General features: G+C 43.5%; 16 protein-coding genes and 1 pseudogene. All 17 read left to right on the plus strand.

Features of this window, described 5'->3' with window-relative positions; all coding sequences use genetic code 11:
* A pseudogene (locus tag ACHBIF_RS02395) lies at positions 1 to 82 on the plus strand (IS6 family transposase); the annotation flags it as partial.
* Positions 83 to 159: 77 nt separating this feature from the next.
* Positions 160 to 450 carry a PadR family transcriptional regulator gene (locus ACHBIF_RS02400; RefSeq protein ID WP_050573140.1) on the plus strand — a complete coding sequence of 97 codons (291 nt, stop codon included), beginning with the start codon at positions 160 to 162 and terminating at the stop codon, positions 448 to 450.
* Positions 440 to 937, plus strand: coding sequence for a DUF2812 domain-containing protein (locus tag ACHBIF_RS02405; protein WP_029187636.1), 498 nt, complete (start codon positions 440 to 442; stop codon positions 935 to 937). The genes ACHBIF_RS02400 and ACHBIF_RS02405 overlap by 11 nt, the downstream gene beginning before the upstream one ends.
* Positions 938 to 1,203: 266 nt before the next feature.
* The gene (hrcA, locus tag ACHBIF_RS02410; RefSeq protein ID WP_105106491.1) at positions 1,204 to 2,238 is read left to right on the plus strand and encodes a heat-inducible transcriptional repressor HrcA; all 1,035 of its coding nucleotides are present in this window, start codon (positions 1,204 to 1,206) and stop codon (positions 2,236 to 2,238) included.
* Positions 2,239 to 2,250: 12 nt separating this feature from the next.
* The gene (gene grpE, locus ACHBIF_RS02415) at positions 2,251 to 2,763 is read left to right on the plus strand and encodes a nucleotide exchange factor GrpE (RefSeq protein WP_002937516.1); all 513 of its coding nucleotides are present in this window, start codon (positions 2,251 to 2,253) and stop codon (positions 2,761 to 2,763) included.
* Positions 2,764 to 3,195: a GNAT family N-acetyltransferase gene (locus tag ACHBIF_RS02420; RefSeq protein ID WP_238719219.1), complete on the plus strand. Its 432-nt coding sequence runs from the start codon at positions 2,764 to 2,766 to the stop codon at positions 3,193 to 3,195.
* Between the two features lie 224 nt (positions 3,196 to 3,419).
* Entirely contained in the window at positions 3,420 to 5,243 is a 1,824-nt protein-coding gene (dnaK, locus tag ACHBIF_RS02425; protein ID WP_394718421.1) for a molecular chaperone DnaK, read from the plus strand.
* A gap of 452 nt (positions 5,244 to 5,695) precedes the next feature.
* Positions 5,696 to 6,826, plus strand: coding sequence for a molecular chaperone DnaJ (dnaJ, locus tag ACHBIF_RS02430; protein WP_172079324.1), 1,131 nt, complete (start codon positions 5,696 to 5,698; stop codon positions 6,824 to 6,826).
* A gap of 222 nt (positions 6,827 to 7,048) precedes the next feature.
* On the plus strand, positions 7,049 to 7,876 hold the full coding sequence (locus ACHBIF_RS02435; protein WP_394718423.1) for a lipoate--protein ligase family protein: 828 nt from the start codon (positions 7,049 to 7,051) through the stop codon (positions 7,874 to 7,876).
* 66 nt (positions 7,877 to 7,942) lie between these two features.
* Positions 7,943 to 9,391, plus strand: a complete 1,449-nt coding sequence (locus ACHBIF_RS02440) for an amidase (RefSeq protein ID WP_394718427.1) — start codon at positions 7,943 to 7,945, stop codon at positions 9,389 to 9,391.
* Positions 9,392 to 9,515: 124 nt separating this feature from the next.
* The gene (locus ACHBIF_RS02445; RefSeq protein ID WP_394718429.1) at positions 9,516 to 10,391 is read left to right on the plus strand and encodes a transporter substrate-binding domain-containing protein; all 876 of its coding nucleotides are present in this window, start codon (positions 9,516 to 9,518) and stop codon (positions 10,389 to 10,391) included.
* Positions 10,392 to 10,482: 91 nt separating this feature from the next.
* Positions 10,483 to 11,154: an amino acid ABC transporter permease gene (locus ACHBIF_RS02450; protein WP_105123055.1), complete on the plus strand. Its 672-nt coding sequence runs from the start codon at positions 10,483 to 10,485 to the stop codon at positions 11,152 to 11,154.
* A gap of 169 nt (positions 11,155 to 11,323) precedes the next feature.
* Positions 11,324 to 13,201, plus strand: coding sequence for an Eco57I restriction-modification methylase domain-containing protein (locus ACHBIF_RS02455; RefSeq protein ID WP_394718432.1), 1,878 nt, complete (start codon positions 11,324 to 11,326; stop codon positions 13,199 to 13,201).
* Positions 13,201 to 14,505 carry an AbiH family protein gene (locus tag ACHBIF_RS02460; protein ID WP_394718434.1) on the plus strand — a complete coding sequence of 435 codons (1,305 nt, stop codon included), beginning with the start codon at positions 13,201 to 13,203 and terminating at the stop codon, positions 14,503 to 14,505. The genes ACHBIF_RS02455 and ACHBIF_RS02460 overlap by 1 nt, the downstream gene beginning before the upstream one ends.
* Positions 14,506 to 14,524: 19 nt before the next feature.
* Positions 14,525 to 17,785 carry a DEAD/DEAH box helicase family protein gene (locus tag ACHBIF_RS02465; protein ID WP_394718436.1) on the plus strand — a complete coding sequence of 1,087 codons (3,261 nt, stop codon included), beginning with the start codon at positions 14,525 to 14,527 and terminating at the stop codon, positions 17,783 to 17,785.
* A gap of 82 nt (positions 17,786 to 17,867) precedes the next feature.
* Positions 17,868 to 18,410 (plus strand): hypothetical protein, encoded by a 543-nt coding sequence (locus ACHBIF_RS02470; RefSeq protein WP_153048448.1) that lies wholly within the window; start codon positions 17,868 to 17,870, stop codon positions 18,408 to 18,410.
* Positions 18,411 to 18,429: 19 nt separating this feature from the next.
* Positions 18,430 to 20,121: a hypothetical protein gene (locus ACHBIF_RS02475; protein WP_394718439.1), complete on the plus strand. Its 1,692-nt coding sequence runs from the start codon at positions 18,430 to 18,432 to the stop codon at positions 20,119 to 20,121.
* Positions 20,122 to 20,177: the final 56 nt, after the last annotated feature.

Genomic DNA, 20,177 nt, shown 5'->3' on the forward strand with positions numbered 1-20,177 from the left:
TAAGAAAACCCGAAAAGAAGGCACTCTCTTCGGGTTTTCGGTCTGTACTGAAATCAAGGTATTATTGGGAATCCCAGCTTAAATCATAGATACCGTAAGGGATTTTATTCTTTATTTAAAACTTTGCAACAGAACCAGTTAAAACGTGTCTATGTTCCCATGACAGAAACAGCCTTCTATATTCTCTTTCATTTACAGAAAGAACGACATGGTTACGATATTACACAGAAGACTAAGGAAGTCACGGCAGGGCAAGTCGTGATTAGCCCTGGAACCATGTACGGCACCCTGTCGAAAATGGAAAAGGACGGCTTGATTCGGTTTGTCAGGGAAGAAGATAAGCGGAAGTTTTATCGGATAACAGAAACAGGTCGAGAAATCCTAGACATAGAATTGGCTCGGATTGAACGGCTCTATCGAAATAGCAAGGGAGAAAATGATGGAGACTAGGACAGAGTTCAAGGTATTTTTTATCACAGATTTCAGTCAGCAAGCAGACTATCTCAGTGAGATGCATCAGCAAGGGTGGAAACTAGTTAAGATTAGCTGGCTCTTGTTTTATCATTTTGAAAAATGCCTGCCAGAAGGGGTTGTGTATCAGGTTGATTTCAAGAAAGCAAAAAATAAAGATAGAGAAAACTATCTGCATATGTACGAGGAATATGGATGGGAGTTTGTCGTATCCTGCCAAAATTTCAATATTTTTAGGAAACCTGCGAAGATGGGAGAGCTTGAATTATATGGTGATAGAGAAAATAAAGTGGAGTTTGTGAAAACAATCTTCCAAAGACGCTATTTGCCATCTTTGGGACTGTACGGCATTCTACTGGGAACAAGTTTGCGTTCGCGTCCAGGTTTTGTCTTAGGTATTTCTATCATTTATATTCCGCTTTTATTATTACTAGGCATCCGTTTTTATCGTATGGTAAAAGAGTAACTAGGTCCTCAGACTGATTTTTAGCACTCTAAGCAAAAGAGTGCTAATTTTTTGGTTTTTTCTCTTGACAATCCATTTTTTCGGCGTATAATGGGAGTATATAGGTTAGCACTCGACATCATAGAGTGCTAACGCTCTTCGAAAATCAACACTAACCGTTGTCAGCTTGCCTTTGTGAACCACAGTTCTACATTCGGCCTCGCTTCCTAGGCTACTGTCGATTTTCATTGAGCGTAACTAAAACAGTGTTCATGAAAGGAGCGAAGATGATTACCCAACGTCAAAATGATATTTTGAATCTGATTGTTGAATTGTTTACGCGCCATCATGAGCCAGTTGGTTCTAAGGCCTTACAGGAAATGATTGCTTCTAGCTCTGCTACCATTCGCAATGACATGGCCAAGCTAGAGCAACTGGGCTTGCTAGAAAAGGCTCACACTTCAAGTGGTCGGATGCCCAGTCGGGCTGGTTTTCAATACTTTGTCAACCACTCGCTTAATCTGGAACATATCGATGAAGAAGATGTTTATCAAGTGGTCAAGGCCTTCGACTTTGAAGCCTTCAAGCTGGAGGACATCTTGGAGCGGGCAAGTCAGGTCCTAGCGGATTTGACAGGCTACACCTCGGTCATTTTAGATGTGGAGCCGACCAGTCAGCAGCTGACTTCCTTTGACATCGTGCAACTCAGTAGCCACGATGCTCTGGCAGTCTTGACTCTGGACCAGTCCAAACCTGTCACTGTCCAGTTTGCCATTCCCAAGAACTTTTTGACCAGGGACTTGGAGGTGTTCAAACGATTAGTTGATGAGCGCTTCGTTGGGCAGACGGTCTTGGCAATCCATTACAAGCTGCGGACGGAGATTCCCCAGGTAGTGCAACGTTACTTCACCACGACGGACAATGTCTTGGATTTGATGGATTATATCTTTTCCAATCTTTTCCAAGAATCAGTCTTCATCAGTGGAAAAGTCGCCTCTCTGACTTACGGCAATCTGGCCACCTATCAACTCTTGGATAGCCCACAGTTATTAGCCCCAGAGTTGCGGCAAGGCTTGGCGCCAAACCAGCAGACTAGTATTTCCGTGGCGGAACACAGCGATCCGGCCCTTGCAGATGTGACGGTCATTCATCATCGCTTTCCTATCCCCTATCGGGGCATGGCTCAGATGAGTTTGCTCGGTCCAGTTGACATGGACTACCGTAGGCAGATGAGTTTGATTAACATCATCAGCCGCGTCCTATTTATGAAATTAACAGATTACTACCGATATCTAAGTAGTAATCATTATGAGGTAAATTAGAAGGAGAATGCTTTGTCAGAAGAAATCAAAAACGAAGAAATCGTAGAAGAGGTTGAAACAACAGAAGAAGTTGTGGAAACGCCTGAAAAGTCAGAATTGGATTTGGCAAACGAGCGTGCAGAGGAATTTGAAAACAAGTACCTCCGTGCCCATGCTGAAATGCAAAATATCCAACGTCGTGCCAACGAGGAACGCCAAACCATTCAACGTTACCGTTCGCAAGACTTGGCCAAGAAAATCTTGCCGAGCTTGGATAACTTGGAACGTGCCCTTCAAGTCGAAGGTCTGACAGAAGATGTCAAAAAAGGTTTGGAAATGGTACAGGAAAGCTTGATTCAAGCCCTCAAAGAAGAAGGGGTGGAAGAAGTCGCAACAGATGTCTTTGACCCAAATCTTCACATGGCTATTCAAACTGTTCCAGCCACAGACGACTGCCCAGCAGAACACATCGCTCAAGTCTTCCAAAAAGGCTACAAGTTGCATGAACGTCTGTTGAGACCGGCTATGGTAGTGGTGTCAGAATAAATGATAGAGCTACGCGAAATCAGCGATGAAAATTTTCACGATTGCTTACATCTAGATTCTGGCTTATCTAACGAAGATTATGTCGATTCAGTTGAGTTTTCATTGGCAGAAGCTTGGAGCCTTCGACCATTCTCACATCCGAAAGCTATTTATAATGAAGGTGAATTGATAGGCTACGTTTCGCTTTACTGCAAAGACAGCAATGGTGAAATCATCAATTTCTTAATTGATAAGTATCATCAAGGAAAAGGATTTGGCAGAAAAGCAGCTGAAGTCTGCATAGACTATCTGAGCATAGAGCACAGCCTAGCTCAAATTTCTCTACCAGTTCATAAAGAACATTTGGAAGCTAGAAATTTCTGGAAGAAATTAGGCTTTCAAGAATCAAACAACATTGAAGATGACTATATCTTCATGCGTCGAACAACCTGACCGAAATGTCGTTAAACTATGAAATTGTAAACAAAGACAGGCCTTAGGCTTGTAGGCTGGCGAACATCGTGAGCCCATTTGATACTCTCCGCCGTGGCGGTAGATACGCAAAGTTTGAGACAATTGGCTCAAACTTTAGTCAAAGAGACCGCAAAAGCGGGCTCTGACGGCGTCGCCACTTAAGGAGAGTATCACTAAAAGAAATAAAAAAAGAGGTAAATCATATGTCTAAAATTATCGGTATTGACTTAGGTACAACTAACTCAGCAGTTGCAGTTCTTGAAGGAACTGAATCAAAAATTATCGCAAACCCAGAAGGGAACCGTACAACTCCGTCTGTTGTATCTTTCAAAAATGGTGAAATCATCGTTGGTGACGCGGCAAAACGCCAAGCAGTGACTAACCCAGATACCATCATCTCTATCAAATCAAAAATGGGAACTTCTGAAAAAGTTTCAGCAAACGGCAAAGAATACACACCACAAGAAATCTCAGCAATGATCCTTCAATACTTGAAAGGCTACGCTGAAGAATACCTTGGTGAAAAAGTAACCAAAGCCGTTATCACTGTTCCTGCTTACTTCAACGATGCTCAACGTCAAGCAACAAAAGACGCTGGTAAAATCGCAGGTCTTGAAGTAGAACGTATCGTCAACGAACCAACTGCAGCAGCCCTTGCTTACGGTTTGGACAAGACTGACAAAGACGAGAAAATCTTGGTATTCGACCTTGGTGGTGGTACTTTCGACGTATCTATCCTTGAACTTGGTGACGGTGTCTTTGACGTACTTGCTACAGCCGGTGACAACAAGCTCGGTGGTGACGACTTTGACCAAAAGATTATCGACCACATGGTAGCAGAGTTCAAAAAAGAAAATGGTATCGACTTGTCAGCTGACAAGATGGCTCTTCAACGTTTGAAAGATGCTGCTGAAAAAGCGAAGAAAGACCTTTCGGGTGTGACTTCAACTCAAATTAGCTTGCCGTTCATCACAGCAGGTGCAGCGGGACCTCTTCACTTGGAAATGACTCTTACTCGTGCTAAGTTTGATGAATTGACATACGACCTTGTAGAACGTACAAAAGTTCCTGTTCGTCAAGCTCTTTCTGATGCAGGTCTCAGCTTGTCAGAAATCGACGAAGTTATCCTTGTTGGTGGTTCAACTCGTATTCCAGCCGTTGTAGAAGCTGTAAAAGCTGAAACTGGTAAAGAGCCAAACAAATCAGTTAACCCTGATGAAGTTGTTGCCATGGGTGCGGCTATCCAAGGTGGTGTCATCACTGGTGATGTCAAAGATGTTGTCCTTCTTGACGTAACACCATTGTCACTTGGTATCGAAACAATGGGTGGCGTATTTACAAAACTCATCGACCGTAACACAACTATCCCAACTTCTAAATCACAAGTCTTCTCAACTGCGGCGGACAACCAGCCAGCTGTTGACATCCACGTGCTTCAAGGTGAGCGTCCAATGGCAGCAGACAACAAGACTCTTGGTCGCTTCCAATTGACAGACATCCCTGCAGCACCTCGTGGTATTCCACAAATCGAAGTAACATTCGACATCGACAAGAACGGTATCGTTTCTGTAAAAGCCAAAGACCTTGGTACGCAAAAAGAACAAACCATCGTTATCCAATCGAACTCAGGTTTGACAGATGAGGAAATCGACCGCATGATGAAAGATGCAGAAGCAAACGCTGAAGCAGATAAGAAACGTAAGGAAGAAGTGGACCTTCGTAACGATGTTGACCAAGCAATTTTTGCGACTGAGAAAACGCTGAAAGAAACGGAAGGCAAAGGCTTCGACACAGAACGTGACCAAGCCCAAGCAGCCCTTGATGAGTTGAAAGCAGCCCAAGAAGCGAACAACTTGGACGACATGAAGGCTAAACTTGAAAACCTCAACGAAAAAGCCCAAGCCCTTGCAGTGAAACTCTATGAGCAAGCCGCAGCAGCACAACAAGCAGCCGCAGGCCAAGAAGGTGCCCAAACAGTTAACAACGCAGGCGATGATGTTGTAGATGGCGAGTTTACTGAAAAGTAAAATAGTCCTGTGGACTATTTTAGCCTGGGAGCCAGAAATGAGCAACGAGCGGTTGGACTGGGAGACCTTTTTATCCTGACTTCTTGAAAAATAGTAGGAAGTAGGTTAAGGTTCTTAGCTCGCACTCAGTTCTAATCTCCCCGAGAATAGAAATCATTATTAAGTCAAAATTCCAATCACAGAGGTTGCAACCCAGCCTCTGTTTTTGGGTAATGTGCGTCAGCAAGAGCGACCAGGGGTCGCTAAAACGATAGTTACCGCCGCTGTGGTATTTCGGGAAGTTTCAATACCTTAGGCTTGAAACTTAGCTAGAGAGATTTTTGAGACTTAGGGAAGAGGTTTTATTGGCAACAAAGTTGACAATAAGAAACCTCTAGCCATAAGCGAGGAAAAGCTCACAGCGTCCCCGCAGCCTAAGGCAACTATCAAAAATAAAAGATAAGGTATCTTATATGAACAATACAGAATACTACGATCGTCTCGGCGTCTCTAAGGATGCTTCTCAGGACGAAATTAAAAAAGCTTATCGGAAGCTTTCAAAAAAATATCACCCAGACATTAACAAGGATGCTGGTGCGGAAGATAAATATAAGGAAGTTCAAGAGGCCTACGAGACCTTGAGCGATCCTCAAAAACGTGCCTCTTATGACCAATTTGGTGCGGCTGGAGCCAATGGTGGCTTCGGCGGTGGCGGATTTGGTGGCTTTGACGGTGCTGGTTTCGGCGGTTTCGAGGATATCTTCTCTAGTTTCTTCGGTGGTGGAACTGCTCAACGTAATCCCAATGCACCTCGTCAGGGAGATGATTTGCAGTACCGTGTCAATTTGAAATTTGAAGAGGCTATTTTCGGTGCTGAAAAAGAAGTTTCCTACAACCGTGAGGCAACTTGTCGTACCTGTACTGGTTCGGGTGCCAAACCTGGGACCAGTCCTGTAACTTGTGGACGCTGTCATGGCTCTGGTGTTATCAATGTTGATACACAGACACCACTTGGAACCATGCGCCGTCAGATGACCTGTGATGTCTGTCACGGTCGTGGCAAGCAGATTAAGGATCCGTGTACGACCTGTCGTGGAACTGGTCATGAGAAACAGGCTCACACTGTTACGGTCAAGGTTCCTGCAGGTGTCGAAACTGGTCAGCGTATCCGTCTGGCTGGTCAAGGTGAAGCAGGATTTAACGGAGGCCCTTATGGAGATCTCTATGTAGTCGTTCAAGTCGAGGCATCGGATAAATTTGAGCGTGAAGGTACGACTATCCTTTACAAATTGGACCTCAACTTTGTTCAAGCTGCACTAGGTGACACCGTCCATGTGCCAACGGTTCATGGTGATGTGGATATGGTTATTCCGGAAGGGACCCAGACAGGCAAGACCTTCCGTCTTAAAGGCAAGGGTGCGCCAAGTATCCGCGGGGGTGCCATGGGTGACCAGTATGTCACTGTCAATGTAGTGACACCAACAGGGCTCAATGACCGCCAGAAAGCAGCTTTAAAAGACTTTGCGGTAGCAGGTAATATCAATGTGCATCCGCAGAAAAAAGGTTTTTTCGACAAGGTCAAGGACGCTTTTGAAGATTTATAAGAGAGATTGGATTGGCACTGCCAGTCCTTTTTCTGTATCATACCCAATGAAAATCAAACTGTGAAAGCCAATCAACCACTGTGTTAAAGTGTTTTTACTGTTCAAATAATGTGATGTTGGATGTTATATCAAACCTCTTTTTCTATATCAGTATTTTTTTCAAATAGTTCCAATAGTCTTATGGTAAAATAAGAGCATTAGTAGAAATGAAAAGGATGACGGATGGACAAGTGGTTGACTGGTCTTGAGCTAAAAAAATACCAGGATCGTTCGGGTCTGGCAGGGAGTAAGCAGGGCCCCTTGGTCTGGACAGAAGTCTTTTTGCGCGAGGTCAATCAACAGCCCCAGCAAGGCATTCTGCACTACTGGCCCATGGATACGACGGTCATATTGGGCATGATGGACAGTCAGGTGCCGGACTTGGCGGCCGGTCTGGCTCATATTAAACAGGCTGGCTACAGCCCTATTATCCGTAGTCTGGGTGGTTTGGCAGTGGTGGCTGACCAAGGCGTACTCAATCTGACCTTGATTTTGCCGAATGCTCAAGGGCATCAGGTTAACCTCCACAAAAGCTATCAGGTCATGGTGGACTTGATTAGCCAGTCTTTGGCGGATTTTCCAGTTCAAGTGGAGAGTGGCGAAATAGCGACTTCCTACTGCCCGGGCACCCATGATTTGTCTATCCAGGGGCGGAAGTTTGCTGGTTTGGCCCAGCGGGTCTATAAGCAGGCCATTGCTATTTCAGCCTATATCAGTGTTCATGGCAATCAAGCAGAACGAGGCCAGCTGGTGGCTGATTTTTACCAGGCGAGTAGTGGTGGCCAACCGATACCAGACCGCTATCCCCAGGTCAATCCTGCCTCAATGGCCAATCTCTCAGACCTGGTTGGTCGTGAATTGACAGTCGAGGATATGCAGAAGCGAATTGAGGTCGTCCTAGAGAGAAATGGTGCTAGGCTTTCAAACTATTATCCTTCATCGGACAATATGGCTGACTTTATGGACCTGGGACGAGGAATTAAGGAGTTTCAGGGGAAGTATGGCATATAGTCGAATCAAGTTTTGCCCTCAGGCTAGCTAGCAGCTCTGCTATTTACAAAAGAGAAAGGTGTAGATATGGAATGGATGGATGCGACAGCTCAGGCTCAGGCTGTCAATGGCGGACAGGTTTCGGCCAAGGAACTGGTTCAAGAGGCTATCGAGAAGATAGAGGTGCTAAATCCGCAGTTTAATGCGGTGGTCTACACCCAGTATGACCAGGCTCTAGCTGAGGCAGAAGAGCAAGGTTTTTTGGGTAAACCTTTTGCTGGGGTTCCTTTGCTGTTAAAGGATTTAGGGCAAAATGAAAAGGGGCATCCCTCTTCGGCGGGTTCTAGATTGTTTCAGGGTCATTCGGTCGGCCATACGGATAGGTATGTGCAAGCTCTCAAGGACCTGGGTTTTATTATTCTGGGTCGGACCAATACTCCGGAGTTTGGCTTTAAAAATATCTCGGATGCTCTGGTCCATGGTCCGGTCAATCTCCCATCAGATGTCAAGCGCAATGCTGGCGGTTCAAGCGGAGGAGCAGCTGCAGCCATGGCTTCTGGAATGGTTAGCATTGCGGCAGCATCGGACGGTGGTGGTTCCATTCGGATTCCCGCGTCCTTCAATAGTTTGATTGGTCTCAAGCCCAGTCGTGGGCGCATTCCTGTCGGACCCAAGTCTTTCCGAGGTTGGCAGGGGGCTTCTAGCAACTTTGCCTTGACCAAGTCCGTGCGGGACACCAAGCGGCTACTTTATCATTTTCAAACCTATCAGGTTGAGGCGCCTTTTCCCTTGGCAACCCTGTCGGAAGAGTCGATTTTCAGTTCTCTTAATCGCTCTTTGAAAATTGCCTTTACCTGTCAGTCCCCTATTGGTAGCAAGGTTAGTCTGGAAGCGCAGACGGCGGTTCTTCAGCTGGTCGACCACCTTCTAGGGATGGGGCATCAAGTGGAGGAATTACAGAGACAACCCTTGGACGGGAGTGAAGTGATGCAGTCCTATTATATTATGAATAGCGTAGAGACTGCTCAGATGTTTGATGAAATTGAAACGGCTTTTGGACGCCCAATGACTCTGGATGACATGGAGCCCATGACCTGGGCCATTTATCAGAGCGGTCAAACCATACCGGCCAAGCTTTATTCTAAGGTTTTACAGGATTGGGACCGCTACAGTGCCATTATGCAGGAATTTCACCAGACCTACGACATTCTCCTGACTCCCACGGTGGCAGATGTGGCTCCTCTTCATGGTCAATTTCAGCCGTCTGTTGATTTAGAAACCCGCCTCAAGCAGACCCAGGAATATTCAATGGCTGCTCAGCAGGACTTGATCTGGGAGATGTTTGCGGACAGTCTCGCTCTTACTCCCTTTACGCAACAGGCCAATATTACAGGCCAACCATCCATTAGCTTGCCGACGCATGTTACCAAAGAAGGCCTACCGATAGGGGTCCAATTGACAGCAGCTAAGGGCCGAGAAGATATCCTTTTACAGCTAGCCCAGGACTTGGAAGATGCTCATTTGTTTAGAATGTAAATGGCTACAAAAAACGGTACCAAATTCTTGCCAAATCTTTTTCAAAATGTTACCCTATTAAAGTTGGTGGGTTAACACCAAAAATAAAGAAAAAGGAAGTTTGTCACTTCCAGAGGAGATTGACATGTTGAAAAAATTGTTGGCATCAGCCTTTCTTGTATCTACATTAACGCTGGCAGCTTGCTCAAGCAACGCTTCTAAGACAGAAGAAGCAGCTGCAGAACCAACCAAATGGGAACAAGTCAAGGAAGCAGGTGTCTTGAAAGTTGCGACCCCAGGTACGCTTTTCCCAACGTCATACTACAATGACAAGAAGGAATTGGTTGGTTATGAAGTCGATATGATGAAGGAAATCGGCAAGCGCTTGGATCTCGAAATTGAATTCCAAGAAATCGGTGTAGCAGAAGCTCTGACATCAGTAGACTCAGGCAAGGTAGATGTTTCAGTAAACAACCTGCAGCCAACAGCTGAGCGTAAGGAAAAATACAACCTCTCTGAGGCTTACAAGTATTCTGTATCTGGTATGATTGTCCGTGAAGATGGCTCATCAAACATCACCGCAAAAGACCTTTCAGACTGGAAGGGTAAAAAAGCTGGTGGTGGTGCTGGTACAACCTTCATGAAGATTGCTGAAAAGCAAGGCGCAGAGCCAGTTATCTACGATAACGTAACCAACGATGTTTACCTTCGCGATGTATCCACTGGTCGTACAGACTTTATTCCAAATGACTACTTCACACAAGTGGTCGCAGTTAAGATGATTACTGCAAAATTCCCAGATATTAAAGTGAAGATGGGTGATGTTCGTTACAATCCAAACGAATCTGTGATTGTCATGAGCAAGGAGGATGACAGCTTGAAGCAAGAGTTGGATAAGGTCATCAAAGAAATGAAAGATGACGGTAGCTTGAAGGCTATCTCAGAAAAACACTATGCTGGTCAAGACTTGACCAAACCTGCTGAAGGTGCAGATGAGTTGCCAGTAGTAGACGTTGACTAAACATCAGAAAGGTTGGAAGTGATTCCTACCTTTTTATCTAGTAAAGAAAGGACGGGTGTTGACCTGGTCGGCGCCTCCAAGGTATTTCTCTATGTCTATCAATTGGCAGGCTGTTTTTGATCCAAAACTAGCTTTTGAGGCTATTCCGCTTATTCTAGAGGGCTTGCCCTATACATTGGCTCTCTCTCTTATCGGCTTTGCCCTAGGGACCTTTTGTGGCTTTTTTGTAGCCTTGATGCGTATGTCTAAACTTGCCGTCCTCCGCTGGTTGGCTATGGCTCATATTTCCCTCATGCGGGGTATTCCGCTTATGGTCTTGCTTTTCTTTATCTATTTTGGTCTGCCCTTTATGGGCATTCAGCTGGATGCGATATCAGCGTCCATCATTGCCTTTACTTCCATGTCATCGGCCTACATCTCGGAAATCATCCGTTCTTCCCTGTCGGCTATTGATAAGGGTCAATGGGAGGCGGCACGCAGTCTGGGCCTCAAGACCAATGTTATCTACCGCAAGATTATCATTCCTCAGGCCTTCCGCATTGCCCTACCGCCTTTGAGCAATGTTCTGTTGGACATGGTAAAAAGTACCTCGCTGACAGCCATGATTACAGTGCCTGAAATTTTCAACAAGGCCAAAATCGTCGGCGGTGCTAAGTCAGACTACATGACTGTCTATATCTGCGTAGCCTTGATTTATTGGGTCATTTGTACACTCTATGCTGTGGGGCAGTTACGCTTGGAAAAACGTCTGGCTACTTATTAAAAAAAGAAAAAGCCCTGAAAAGAACCTCCTTATATTGTTCATATAAGGAGGTTCTTTTCAACCCAATGCTTTTTTTTTTATTTTTTATTTTTTACACTCCTCTGAAAACGATTTTATTACTTGTAAAGAAATGGTATAATAGAAGTTAAATAAAGAGAAAAGGTGCCTTATGACGACCATAGATATTAGCGAAGAAACATTAGCGAGAGAGTCCTCTGGTCTTCTTAGGACCCTCTTGAAAGATCGAACGACCAACAAGTCCATTGTTTGGGCTACACATTCCTATGAGTTGCTGGGAAAAGGGTTCGGTGCTTATGACCGAATCACTCCTACTAGAGTGACGGGTCCCTATGCCAACCTCATCCAGCCACGTTCAGAAAAGTCCAAGTACGAGCAAAAAGACCGCACCAAGGTCCGAGCAGAGGTGTTTACCCCAACTTGGTTGGTCAGACAGCAGATTGATGCCGTGGACCAAGACTTCCAAGATCTAGACCTAGAGGCCTACCTCAACCTCAAATGGTTGGAAATCACCTGCGGGGAAGCCCCTTACATGGTCTCCCGCTACGATACGGTGACTGGACAGGCCCTCGACCTTGAGGAGCGGGTCGGTTTTTTGGACCGCAAGCTCCACCGTCTATCTGAGGAAGTCCATGAGGAAGAAGTCTGGTTCCAAGGGGCGGTGACCGCCTACCAGAACGCCTATGGTTATGAGTATCAAGGAGATTCCCTGCTCTTGGCGCGTGAAAACCTCCTAGCCAGCTTCATCGACTACTATCAAGCCAAGTTTTACCAGGAACCCAGCCCCAGCCAGAAACAGACCATTACCCAGATTATTTCCTACAATGTCCTGCAGATGGACGGCCTGACCTACACCAGCCCCTACTCCGAGCAAGCTAAGGAAGCCGTTCAGCTCAGCCTTTTTGAGGAAATAGCAGAGCAGACCAGCCAGCCACAAAAGGCACAGATCAAAGATTGGAAAACAAATGAGTTGATAGATTTTGAGCGTCTATCACAAGGAGAAAGCCCTATGAAATTTGATGTTGTCATTGGAAACCCACCGTATCAGGAAGAAGGTGGAGCTAGAGATGAACCAATATATCATTATTTTATTGAAGAGTCGTATAAAATTGGAAATAAGGCTTTATTGATTACACCAGCACGATTTTTGTTTAATGCTGGACAGACACCTAAAAATTGGAATAACAAAATGCTGAACGATGAACAAGTAAAAGTTGTGAAGTATTGGTTAAAAAGTAATGAGGTATTTTCTGCGACAGATATAAAAGGTGGAGTTGCCATAACCTATAGAGATTCTGAAAATACCTTTGGGAAAATTGGGACATTTACAGTTTTTGAAACATTGAATAGCATTGTTCGGAAAGGTGAAAACAGAAGTGATTTCTCACCTTTTTCAGAAATAGTTTATCCACAAGGAATTTATAGATTCTCAAATAAATTTTTTGAAGACTTTCCTGAGGCAGAGCAACTACAAGGTAAAGGTACAAAGAATAAAATTGTATCCAAATCATTTACAAATTTCAATTTTGCCTTTTTTAATAATGTTGAGAACGAAGATGAGTATGTAAAGATTTTAGGTCGTTCAGGTACGGAAAGAACATATAAGTTTATAAAAAAAGAGTACATAGATTTTCCAGAACCTTTTATAAACTATAATATATTTGTTCCTGAAGCAAATGGTAGCGGAGCTTTAGGAGAAGTGTTAAGTACACCCCTAATCGGGGAACCCCTAATCGGGCATACTGATACCTTCTTAACTATTGGCAATGTAACAACAGAATTTGAAGCAAATGCCTTATTAAAATACATTAAGAGTAAGTTTGCGAGAGCATTATTAGGTGTTTTAAAAATTACTCAGCATAACTCCCGCTCCACTTGGGCAAAAGTTCCTCTCCAAGACTTTACGTCAAGCTCGGACATCGACTGGTCCCAGTCGGTGGCGGAGATTGACGCCCAGTTGTATAAAAAATATGGTCTTTCTCAGAAAGAGATTGACTTTATTGAATCCAAAGTTAGGGAGATGGACTGATGACAGACAATCAGCAAGTAGCCACTGAATTATTTGTGGTTGGGAATGGTCTGGATTTACAATGTGGTCTCGAAACGACATATGAAAACTTTTTAAAATATGCTTTTTCGCAGAAAAAAAGTGAGCTATCTATCGATACAGAAGAAATTGATTTGAGTATTGTAGCTGATAGGTTCGAGAATAGATTTGATTTTTATAGCACTAATTGGTTTGAGCATAGTGAAAAAGAAGTTTATTCGTTTGTAAATATTTGGTACCAAATTTTTCTACATGAAAAAATGTTGGAAAATCGAAATTGGTCAAATGTTGAAAGTATGATTGCTCATTATTTGAAAGAAGAACATCTCATTTATAATATTGCAAGTGTCATTAAGTACAAGAAAAGAAAATTAGTTTCCCTTGGAAAGCAAACGGTTTACAGAGTTCAAAATATGAAGGGGAGTCAGACTAACTTTATTGCAAAATTAGCATATGTGTTGGTTAAAAAAGATTTGACTTTACTACAACTTCCAGAAACGGAATCTTATCAAAAGATTCAAGAAATCTATGATAATGTTGTTGAATATGAATTAGAGGATATTCAGTCTTTAGTTGCAGATGTTTTGCTACATGAATTAAATGAATTGGAATATGACTTTCAATGCTTTTTACGATATAGATTGTCTGTAACTCCAAATTATGATGAAAAAATAAACAGTCTTTTGAGAAGGATGGTTGACCCAGAAAAGGAAATATTTACTGCTGTCCCAATTCCTTATCATTTACTTAGTTTTAATTACTCATCACTTTGGTCTCAAATGTTTCGGCCTACATTCTCTCCAGTAAAATTTTTGGACGTACATGGTAAAATTCCAGATGATGAAGGTTTGAGGTTCTCAAATATTATTTTTGGTGTGGACCATTCATTGTTTCAAGCTAGTGAATTGGAATATCGATTCACAAAGACATATCGTACATTAAAATCCTATACACAAGGTTTTGAAAAAATAGGTGAGGGTCGTGATATTTATACAAAAGATATTCAAACTATTAAGTTCTATGGTCATTCTCTAGCAGAAGCGGATTATGCCTATTTTCAGCAGTTGTTTGATTACTATGATTTATACTCCAATCCAAATCTTAGCTTAATTTTCTTTTATAGTATTTATGATAAAAGCAAAAGTCATGAAATTGAGCATGAACAAATTATGGCGATTTCACGGTTGATTGAGAAATACGGTCAAACTTTAGATAATAAAGATCACGGAAAGAACTTATTAACACGACTGATACAAACTAAACGATTACAAATGATTAAGATTTAATGTAAACAAGAGGTAATCTATGTCCGTTTTGATTAAAACTTCAGAAGAGATTTCTCCAAAAATCTACGCCTATACCACACCCCATGTGACGACCAATGACGGCTGGATCAAGATTGGCTATACCGAGCGTCAGGTGGAGCAGAGGATTAAGGAGCAGACCCATACGGCGGGGATTGAGCCGTCTATTTTGTGGCAGCAAGAGGCTAGGTACATCGAAGAGCCAGACAAGGGCAAGCCCTTCAAAGACCATGACTTCCACCAGTTTTTGAACTTCCATGCCATCGAACGCCGTCCCAAGACCGAGTGGTTTTATTTCAATGGTCAACCAGAAAAGGCCAACCACCTGTTTGACCAGTTTGTCCGTCACGACTATGCAGGCTATCAGCCAGGGGAGCAGGTGGACTACCAGCTCAGACAGGAGCAGGAAGAAGCTGTCCAGCAAACCTTGACCTATATCCAGACCAATCAGGATGCACGCAAGAAAGAGTTTCTCTGGAATGCCAAGCCACGCTTTGGCAAGACCCTGGCCACCTATGACTTGGTCAAGCGACTCAACTGTGACCGAGTCTTGATTGTGACCAACCGCCCAGCCATCGCCAATTCCTGGTTTGATGATTTTCATAAGTTTATCGCGGGATCGACCTCCTATAAGTTTGTTTCGGAGTCGGATTCCCTCAAGGGCAGACCATCCCTATCACGAGAGGACTTCCATAAACTCCTCTTTACCGAGGAAGACGCTAAGGAAATCGCCTTTTTAAGCCTTCAAGATCTGAAAGGGTCCAAATATTTCGGCGGCGCTTATGATAAATTGCAGTGGGTAGCCAAGACCCAGTGGGATCTCTTGGTCATTGATGAGGCCCATGAAGGAGTGGATACGGAAAAAACAGATGTTGCCTTTCACCAAATCCAGCGCAACTTTACCCTCCACTTGTCTGGAACTCCCTTTAAGGCTCTAGCCAAGGGCAAATTTTCGGAAAACCAGATATACAACTGGTCCTATGCGGATGAGCAGGCTGCCAAGCAAGATTGGCTCTCAAGCTCCGAGCAAGAAAATCCCTATGAAAACCTTCCCCAGCTCAACATGTTCACCTACCAGATGTCCAAGATGATCACGGACAGGGTTCGAGATGGTGCGGATTTTGGCAGTGAAACGGTTGATTTTGCCTTTGACTTGAATGAATTTTTTGCGACCAATGAATCAGGCAGCTTTATCCATGAGAGAGAAGTCAAAGAATGGCTGAACACCTTGACCACTAATGAAAAATACCCATTTTCAACTAGAGAGCTCCGTCGGGAAATCAAGCACAGCTTTTGGCTATTAGACCGAGTGGCCTCTGCCAAGGCCTTGAAAGACTTGTTGGAAGACCATCCAACCTTTGACCGGTATAAGATTGTGCTGGCTGCAGGTTCTGTCAGTCAGCGAGAAGCTGAGGATACAGAAGCCAATGGCAAGTCGCTCGATATGGTCAGGAAGGCCATTGCTGAGTATGACTATACCATCACCCTGTCTGTCGGTCAGTTGACGACTGGTGTGACCATTCCAGAGTGGACAGCAGTCTTGATGTTGAGCAATCTTCAATCTCCAGCCCTCTATATGCAGGCTGCCTTTCGTGCCCAAAACCCTTACAGTTGGGTGGAAGGAGACAAGGTTTACCGCAAAGAGCGGGCCTATGTCTTTGATTTTGCTCCTGAACGGACCCTGTCACTCTTTAGTGACTTTGCCAATAACCTCAGTCTAGCGACAGCGGGTGGTGCAGGAATCAGTCAAACTAGAGAAGAAAATATCCGCAACCTGCTCAACTTCTTCCCAGTTATCGCAGAAGATAGGGAAGGCAAGATGGTGGAAATTGACGCTCAGGCAGTCATGACCATTCCAAGCCAGATACGTGCAGCAGAAGTCATCAAGCGTGGCTTTATGTCCAACTTCCTATTTGACAATATCGCAGGTATTTTCCGTGCTAGTCAGCTGGTTTTGGACATCTTGGATGAACTCCCTGTTGAGCAACAAGGGAAAATCAGCCATGCACCGGATACACTTGAATTTCCAGATATTGAGGTGGATGAAGAAGGACAGGTTCAGGTGGCAGAAGATTTGGTTATCAACCGTCAAGAAGTCCTTTTTGGGACAAAAGTTTATGATTTATTAGATACTGTGGAAGAGTTGGTTGACCAGGTAGAAACTGTTGACAAGGCTTTTGTCAAAACTGTTCAGAAAGAAATATCTTCTACCTTGGTGGCAGACATAACTGCTGGCTATGACTTGACTAATCGGGAAAGTAAGCAAATTGAGAAACAGATTCATACGGAGATTGAGACCCTCATCCAGCGTAGCGAAAAAGAATTTGATATTCAGCAGGCTCATCTCGAAAATGAATACCAAGAAGCTTTGAAGGAAACGGTGGATAGTCAGCAAAAAGAGGAACTGGAGCAGGCCTATCAAGTCAAGAAAATAGAAGCGCACCAAGCCCATCAGGCAGAGCTACGGCAACGGCTGGCAGAAAAAGTGCAGGATTTGCCGCATGATCTGGTCAAACAACAGGAAGTCAAACAGCGAGAACGCACCAAGGCTCAGGCTGAGGACGAGATTCGCGGTCACTTACGTGGCTTTGCACGCACCATTCCAAGCTTCATCATGGCTTATGGAGATGAACATCTAACCCTAGCAAACTTCGATAGCTACGTACCAGATGAAGTCTTCATCGAGGTAACGGGCATCAACCTCAACCAATTCCGTTATTTGCGTGATGGTGGACCTGAATTTGCCGGCCATCTCTTTGACCAGCCGACCTTTGATCAGGCCATCCAAGAATTTTTACGGAAAAAAGCAGAGTTGGCAAACTATTTTGAAGATAGGACAGAAGACATCTTTGACTATATTCCACCTCAAAAGACCAACCAAATCTTCACACCGAAGAAGGTGGTTCAGAAAATGGTGGATGAGTTGGAAAAGGAAAATCCTGGTATCTTCGACGACCCATCCAAAAACTTTATTGACCTCTATATGAAATCAGGGCTATATATCACAGAGTTGGTCAAACGCCTCTATAATAGCCAAGGCTTACAAGCAGCCTTTCCAGAAGGGCATGAGCGGCTCAAGCATATCTTGGAAGAGCAAGTTTACGGCTTTGCGCCAACGGCTATTATCCATAAGATCGCTTTGGAGTTCATCTTTGGCACCTTACCTGACACCATTAGCCGGAAAAACTTCTTACAAGTAGATACTGTTCCTTATGCCAAGGAAGGCATGATGCAGGAGTTGATTGATAAATCTTTTGGATAAATTGAAGGAAAACTTGTCATTTTTGGCAAGTTTTTTCAGATAAGGTGCTATACTAAAACTAGGAATGGAGGGTGGATATGTTATGGCAAATTATGTTTATCAACAGGTCATTTGTTCCAAAGATTTTTTTGAAACCTACTTTTTAGATTACTACCCGATAGACGAAAAAAGGATTGATCCACCGTATATTAGTTTTAATAAACTTGTCTGTGTGAAAAATATTGGTGAATATAGGGAACAATTCGGTGAATACATCTATTATGGTTATGGCTTCACTCATAAGATACGGTCAGATGGCTTGATGGTCCTAAAGTTTGCGACAAAACGTGATGTTCCTATCGCTGCGATTAGAGCCGCTATTCAACTGGACCATAGCTTGGAGTGGTATGCGGTTGAAGAAAATTGTATCTATGTTTCTCGTTTTTATTGGAATCATGGTGTCCAAGAAGAGATTTATTTACTAGATGATGATGATGACTTTGGAAGATGGGTAGAGGCTAGATATGAGTTTGAAGAAGCACTGGCCGACTCAGATCATATTGTCTGGTATTATTTATTGGAGAATAAGAATAACTGGCTCGACAGGGCTACCTTGCTTGACCTACCGAGATATTATGAGGAGTGATTTGTGAGAGGAGAATATCATGTGGACAAAGAGAATAGGGTACATTACCGAACCTGGGAAATTGGTTGATTATTTCTTATCTGTTGGACAGTTTCATGATTATTTGATTGGTTCTTTTTCCTATGATAGTCAGTCAGCTAGTCTACGTTTAACCATTGAGGAGGATTGTTTAGCAGAAAGTCCTTCTAATGCGCCAGCCTTGGTTTGGGATTTGGAATGCCAGGGAGTGACAGATTTTAGAATGCAAGACATGGAGGGACTTTCGAGGTGGTGGATTTATGAAGTTTTATATGATGGCACTACTTGTCAATTTCAGCTTGTAAATGGCTATTTTTCCTTCTCGGCAGAAAGTTTTAAGTTGGGAATTCCCCATAAACCGACTACAGTAGGGCATCCAGCCATTACTCGTTTGCAGTATGATTATTTCTTGCAAGAATTTGAGGCGGGGATGAATGTTGATGAGACTGCTTTTCGTTTTGAGACAGATAATCAGGATACTCTTCGATATATTGGATATTCAGGAAATGAAGCTCCCTACTGGGCAGGTTTGTCAGATCTACCAGATGGAGGTAGATTTAATACAGCTCAGGAGCTCTTTGAGGCAAAAATCTATGATGGTCAATCTCTCAAGGAGAGATGGAGTGAGGTCAAGATTTATAGTATTCTTTCTTTGCCTTTGGATGACTGGTTGAGTTGTGTACCGCATTCTGTTGAAACGCATGTGTATGAACCGGAGGATGACTATGGTCTCTATATCAATGGTGTTGAATTAGATGGTTTTATCGATGAGGATGGGAAGCCTTGTCCATCTTGTGGTATAGCCCCATGTTATTTAGATGATTATGACGAACATTTTTGTCCTTATTGCAATAGCTGGATGACGGAGGACTGGTGGGATAGAGATGAGGTACACTACTTTGAAAAACGACCTCTTGAGCCGGCTCTCTTATGGAAACCGAATAAAATGCTACGATTTTGCCAGGTACAATTTTCAGTTGACGGCAAACCCTATACCTACTATTGTCCTGACCAAACGATAGAAAGGGGAGACTGGGTGGAAGTTTTAGTTGGCAAGCAAGCTATAAAAAAAGCTGTTCCAGTAGTGGCTATCATTACCGCGCCAGCAGACCGTCCTCCCTATCCTCTCAACAAGATAAAAACTGTGCTTGGTAAGTCAAGAGAGTGGTCGGAAATAATTGCCGAAAAACTGGAGAATTTACTAACTCACGGCTATATCTGTGATCTATCGGAAGAAAAAATCCCAGCCGATTCATCGGTAGCTTACGACCTCTTGAAAACTCCGATCGGCAATTTCTGGTTGGAATTTAATGGTCAGCCCATAAAAATGTCCATTATAGCTCGGTATCCAAATCTTGAGGATACGTACTTTGTGGAAGGAAGTTATCATCTGAAACCTTTTGCGCCGGATTTTGTTGATTTTAAGAGTTTATCGATTTGTACAGATATTGACTTTAGAACTGGCAGATTGATTGACAACTTAGGCGGTGAACATCAATACGGGAACAATTGGCAAGTTGGGGATTACGATATTGGAGTTGTCGCGCACCCATACTCATACGATGAAGCTGAAGTAGATGAAAACATGTTAGGAATTCCCTATTTTCGTGAATGGATAGAAGACTATCAGCATCTAACTTGCTTTTCGGTTGCTTGGAAATACTATGCTTCCGATGAGGATTTATCCATCTAGTTCAATGTCTAACTGAATGAAGCACCTTCTGTATGAGCTAGGCTAGGTTGTAAATC

The organism is Streptococcus sp. A11 (assembly GCF_043674225.1).
In the GTDB taxonomy this organism is placed as follows: domain Bacteria; phylum Bacillota; class Bacilli; order Lactobacillales; family Streptococcaceae; genus Streptococcus; species Streptococcus suis_V.

Coding starts and splice junctions, on each gene's coding strand:
- ACHBIF_RS02440 (WP_394718427.1), top strand. CDS start 7,943: ATGGAATGGATGGATGCGACAGCTCAGGCTCAGGCTGTCAATGGCGGA.
- ACHBIF_RS02465 (WP_394718436.1), top strand. CDS start 14,525: ATGTCCGTTTTGATTAAAACTTCAGAAGAGATTTCTCCAAAAATCTAC.
- ACHBIF_RS02400 (WP_050573140.1), top strand. CDS start 160: ATGACAGAAACAGCCTTCTATATTCTCTTTCATTTACAGAAAGAACGA.
- hrcA (WP_105106491.1), top strand. CDS start 1,204: ATGATTACCCAACGTCAAAATGATATTTTGAATCTGATTGTTGAATTG.
- ACHBIF_RS02450 (WP_105123055.1), top strand. CDS start 10,483: ATGTCTATCAATTGGCAGGCTGTTTTTGATCCAAAACTAGCTTTTGAG.
- ACHBIF_RS02405 (WP_029187636.1), top strand. CDS start 440: ATGGAGACTAGGACAGAGTTCAAGGTATTTTTTATCACAGATTTCAGT.
- dnaJ (WP_172079324.1), top strand. CDS start 5,696: ATGAACAATACAGAATACTACGATCGTCTCGGCGTCTCTAAGGATGCT.
- ACHBIF_RS02470 (WP_153048448.1), top strand. CDS start 17,868: ATGGCAAATTATGTTTATCAACAGGTCATTTGTTCCAAAGATTTTTTT.
- ACHBIF_RS02420 (WP_238719219.1), top strand. CDS start 2,764: ATGATAGAGCTACGCGAAATCAGCGATGAAAATTTTCACGATTGCTTA.
- ACHBIF_RS02460 (WP_394718434.1), top strand. CDS start 13,201: ATGACAGACAATCAGCAAGTAGCCACTGAATTATTTGTGGTTGGGAAT.
- ACHBIF_RS02435 (WP_394718423.1), top strand. CDS start 7,049: ATGGACAAGTGGTTGACTGGTCTTGAGCTAAAAAAATACCAGGATCGT.
- dnaK (WP_394718421.1), top strand. CDS start 3,420: ATGTCTAAAATTATCGGTATTGACTTAGGTACAACTAACTCAGCAGTT.
- ACHBIF_RS02445 (WP_394718429.1), top strand. CDS start 9,516: ATGTTGAAAAAATTGTTGGCATCAGCCTTTCTTGTATCTACATTAACG.
- ACHBIF_RS02475 (WP_394718439.1), top strand. CDS start 18,430: ATGTGGACAAAGAGAATAGGGTACATTACCGAACCTGGGAAATTGGTT.
- ACHBIF_RS02455 (WP_394718432.1), top strand. CDS start 11,324: ATGACGACCATAGATATTAGCGAAGAAACATTAGCGAGAGAGTCCTCT.